The 4,019-nt window shown below is 64.3% G+C and carries 4 protein-coding genes; 1 reads left to right on the top strand and 3 read right to left on the bottom strand.

The features are described 5' to 3' along the window. Window positions 1-540 (top strand): TRAP transporter substrate-binding protein (locus AC1D00_RS30485; protein WP_477013217.1); only part of this gene is annotated, 540 nt, incomplete at its 5' end. Window positions 541-712: 172 nt separating this feature from the next. Here the strand turns inward: AC1D00_RS30485 and pimD are convergent. From pimD to AC1D00_RS30470, 3 genes are all read right to left on the bottom strand, one after another. After that, window positions 713-1,855 (bottom strand): pimeloyl-CoA dehydrogenase small subunit, encoded by a 1,143-nt coding sequence (gene pimD / locus AC1D00_RS30480; RefSeq protein WP_477013216.1) that lies wholly within the window; start codon window positions 1,853-1,855, stop codon window positions 713-715. 163 nt (window positions 1,856-2,018) lie between these two features. After that, entirely contained in the window at window positions 2,019-3,209 is a 1,191-nt protein-coding gene (gene pimC / locus AC1D00_RS30475) for a pimeloyl-CoA dehydrogenase large subunit (RefSeq protein ID WP_025575782.1), read from the bottom strand. 165 nt (window positions 3,210-3,374) lie between these two features. Then, window positions 3,375-4,019: acetyl-CoA C-acyltransferase (locus AC1D00_RS30470; protein WP_477013215.1), on the bottom strand; the 645-nt coding region annotated here is incomplete at its 5' end.

The raw sequence follows: 4,019 nt of genomic DNA, 5'->3' as shown, positions 1-4,019 counted from the left end.
ATCATCGCCAAGGTCGGCGGCGTACCGCAGCAGATCGCGGGCGGCGACATCTATCCGGCGCTGGAGAAGGGAACGATCGACGCGGCCGAATGGGTCGGGCCCTATGACGACGAGAAGCTCGGCTTCGTGAAGGTCGCGAAATTCTACTACTATCCAGGCTGGTGGGAAGGCACCGGCCAGGGCCACAACATCATGAATCTCGACAAGTGGAACACGCTGCCCAGGCACTACCAGGCCGCGATCGAGATGGCCTCACGCGATACCTTCACGTGGGTCACGGGGAAATACGATTACGTCAACCCGCCGGCGCTGAAGCGCCTGCTGGTGGCGGGCGCAATCCTGAAGCCGTTCCCGCAGGAGGTCCTGGAGGCCTGCTACACCGCCGCGAACGAGATTTACGCGGATCTCTCCAAGACCAACCCGCACTTCGCCAAGATGTACGCGAGCCTGTCCGCGTTCCGGAACGAATCGCTCGCCTGGATGCAGGTCGCCGAGCTCAGCTACGACAGCTTCATGATGCGGATGCGCACGCGGACGTGAGGCAGTGAGCCGATAGGTCGAACCACGCTGAAAGTGTCATCGCCCGGCTCGACCGGGCGATCCGGTATCCCAGAGACTGTGGTGGAACGGCAAGATCAAACTACGAAAGCCCCGGAGATCTCTCCGGGGCTTTCGCTTTGGTCTATCAATGCGTCCACGCGCGAGGTGGCGACTAGATCAACCCGCCCGCGTCGGCGACGCGGCGCTGGTGATAGTCGGTGTCGCCGAACGTGTTCTCGATCATGGTCAGGMGCTTGAAGTAGTGGCCGATCTTCGCCTCCATGGTCATGCCGATGCCGCCGTGGAGCTGGATCGACTGCTGGCCGACGAATTTCAGTGACTTGCCGATCTGCACCTTGGCCGCGGCGATCGCGTTGGAGCGTTCCTTGGCGTTCTCGAAGTCGTTCGCCATGGTTGCGAACATCGACATCGAGCGCGCCTGCTCGGCCGCGACGAACATGTCGGAGGCACGATGCTGGAGCGACTGGAACGAGCCGATCGCGACGCCGAACTGCTTGCGCGTCTTGATGTACTCGACCGTGGTCTTGAGCGACTCGTCCATCAGGCCGACCGCTTCGGCGCAAAGCGCGACGCGGGCTTCGTCGACGACGCGTTCGATCAGCGCGAGCGAATCCTCGGGATTGCCGATCGCGGCATCCGCGCCCACCTCGACACCGGTGAAGGTGATGTCGGCGGCGTGCAGGCCGTCCTGGGTCGGGTAGGATTTCCTGGTGACGCCCTTGGCATTCGCGGGCACCAGGAAAACGCCGATCCCCGCCTTGTCGCGGCGGTCACCCCTGGTGCGGGCGGTCACGATGAGCGTGGCGGCGTTCTCGCCGTTGAGCACGACGAATTTTTCGCCGTCGATGATCCAGCCGTCGCCCTTCTTCTTCGCGGTCGTCGACACATCGAACAGATCGTAGCGGGAGTTCTTCTCGAGCTGGGCAAACGCAAGCGTCTTGCTGCCGTCGATGATCCCGGGCACATGGGCAGCCTTCTGCGCATCGCTGCCGGCGTGGCGCAGGAAGCCGCCGCCGATCACGACGGTTGCGAGATAGGGCTCGAGCACCAGCGCCTTGCCGAGCGCTTCCATCACGATCATGGTCTCGACACCGCCGCCGCCGAAGCCGCCATCGGCCTCCGCGAACGGCAGGCCGAGCAGGCCCTGCTCGGCGAGCTTGCCCCAGACGGCCTGGCTCCAGCCGCCCTTCTCCTTCATGTACTTCTTGCGGCTCTCGAAATCGTAGGAATCGGTCAGCAGGCCGTCGATGCTTTCCTTGAGAAGCCGCTGCTCCTCGGACAGATCAAAATCCATTTTTCTCTCCAAATCGGCGGGAATTGCCCTGCCGTCGCCTCACCCTCAGACGTCATCCCCGCGAAGGCGGGGATCCAGTAAACGCAGCCGCCTGCCGTACTCACGACCGCCGCGGCGTACTGGGTCCCCCGCCTTCGCGGGGGACGACACCGTCATTGTTGACTCACAGCCCCAGCACCGCCTTGGCGATGATGTTGCGCTGGATCTCGTTGGAGCCGCCGTAGATCGAGACCTTGCGGTTGTTGAAATAGCTGGGCGCGATCTGGGCGGTCCACTCCATGGCTTCGTTGGAGCCGTCGTCGCCGTGCACGTCGTAAGGCGCGGCGAACGGGCCGATCACTTCCATCAAGAGCTCGGTGGTGGTCTGCTGGATCTCGGAGCCCTTGATCTTCAGCACGGACGAGGCCGGATTGGGCTTGCCCTTGCCGTGCTTGCCTTCGTCGGCGACGACGCGGAGCTGCGTCAGCTCGAGCGCCTTCAGCTCGATCTCGCACGCGGCCAGCTTCTCGCGGAAGGCGGCGTCCTGGATGATCGGCTTGCCGCCGGATTCGACCTTGGAGGCGAGATCGCGGATGCGGCGCAGCCGCTCCTTGGAGACGCCGACCCGCGCGATGCCGGTGCGCTCATTGCCGAGCAGGAATTTGGCGTAATCCCAGCCCTTGTTCTCCTCGCCGATCAGGTTCTCGTAGGGCACTTCGACGTCGTCGAAGAAGACCTCGTTGACCTCGACGCCGCCGTCGATGGTCTGGATCGGGCGCACGGTGACGCCCTTCGACTTCATCGAGAACACGATGAAGGAGATGCCCATCTGCTTCTTGGCGCCGGGATCGGTGCGGCAGAGGCAGAAGATCATGTCGGCGTGCTGGGCCAGCGTCGTCCAGGTCTTCTGGCCGTTGATGATCCACTTGTCGCCCTTGCGCTCGGCTTTCGTCTTCAGCGAGGCGAGGTCGGAGCCGGAGCCGGGCTCGGAGAAGCCCTGGCACCACCAGTCGTCAACATTGGCAATGCGCGGCAGATACTTCTTCTTCTGCTCCTCGTTGCCGAAGGTGTAGATGACCGGGCCGACCATGCTGACGCCGAAGGCGAGCGGCTGCGGCGCCGGATAGGACTGCAGCTCCTCGTTGAAGATGTAGTGCTGCACGGATGTCCAGCCGGTGCCGCCATACTGCTTGGGCCAGTGGCTGACGCCCCAGCCCTTCTTGTTGAGGATGCGCCACCACGTCACCATCTCGTCCTTCGAGAGGTGACGGCCCTCGACCAGCTTGCGCCGCGTATCCGGCGGCACGTTGTCGCGGAAGAATGACCGCACTTCCTCGCGAAACGCCTGCTCTTCCTTCGTGAATGCGAGATCCATCGGATCCTCCTGTGAGCTTCTTTTGTCGTCCCGGCGAAGGCCGGGACCCATAACCACAACTCTTCATTGTCCTGCACAGGCCATTATCGTCTGTGCCCCATACTCCTGCCGCGGAGTATGGGTCCCGGCTCCCGTGTGCAATTGCGCACTAGGCCGGGACGACAACTACTGCAGCACCTCGAACAACCCCGCCGCGCYCATGCCGCCGCCGACGCACATGGTGACGACCGCGTACTTGGCCTTGCGGCGGCGGCCTTCGATCAGGGCGTGGCCGGTCAGGCGCGCGCCGGACATGCCGTAGGGATGGCCGACCGAGATCGCACCGCCGTCGACATTGATCTTCTCGGGGTCGATGCCGAGCTTGTCGCGGCAATAGAGCACCTGCACCGCGAAGGCTTCGTTGAGCTCCCAGAGGCCAATGTCGTCAACGGTGAGGCCGTGGCGCTTCAGCAGGCGCGGCACGGCGAAGACCGGGCCGATGCCCATCTCGTCCGGCTCGCAGCCAGCGGAGACGAAGCCGCGGAAGATGCCGAGCGGCTGCAAGCCGCGCTTCGCCGCTTCCTTGTCGCTCATGATGACGGAGGCGCTGGCGCCGTCCGAGAGCTGGCTGGCGTTGCCGGCGGTGATCGAAAAACCTTCGCCGCGCACGGGCTTGAGGCCGGCGAGGCCTTCAGCGGTGGTCTCGGGGCGCGGACCCTCGTCCTGCGAGAGCGTGACGTCCTTGAAGGAGACCTCGCCGGTCGCCTTGTCGGTGACCGCCATTTTGGTCGCGATCGGCGCGAGCTCGTCCTTGAACTTGCCGCCCTGCTG

The organism is Bradyrhizobium sp. P2_E8, assembly GCF_056403875.1.
This window is presented reverse-complemented; position numbering and strand designations above follow the sequence as displayed.

Coding starts and splice junctions, on each gene's coding strand:
- pimC (WP_025575782.1), bottom strand. CDS start 3,209: ATGGATCTCGCATTCACGAAGGAAGAGCAGGCGTTTCGCGAGGAAGTG.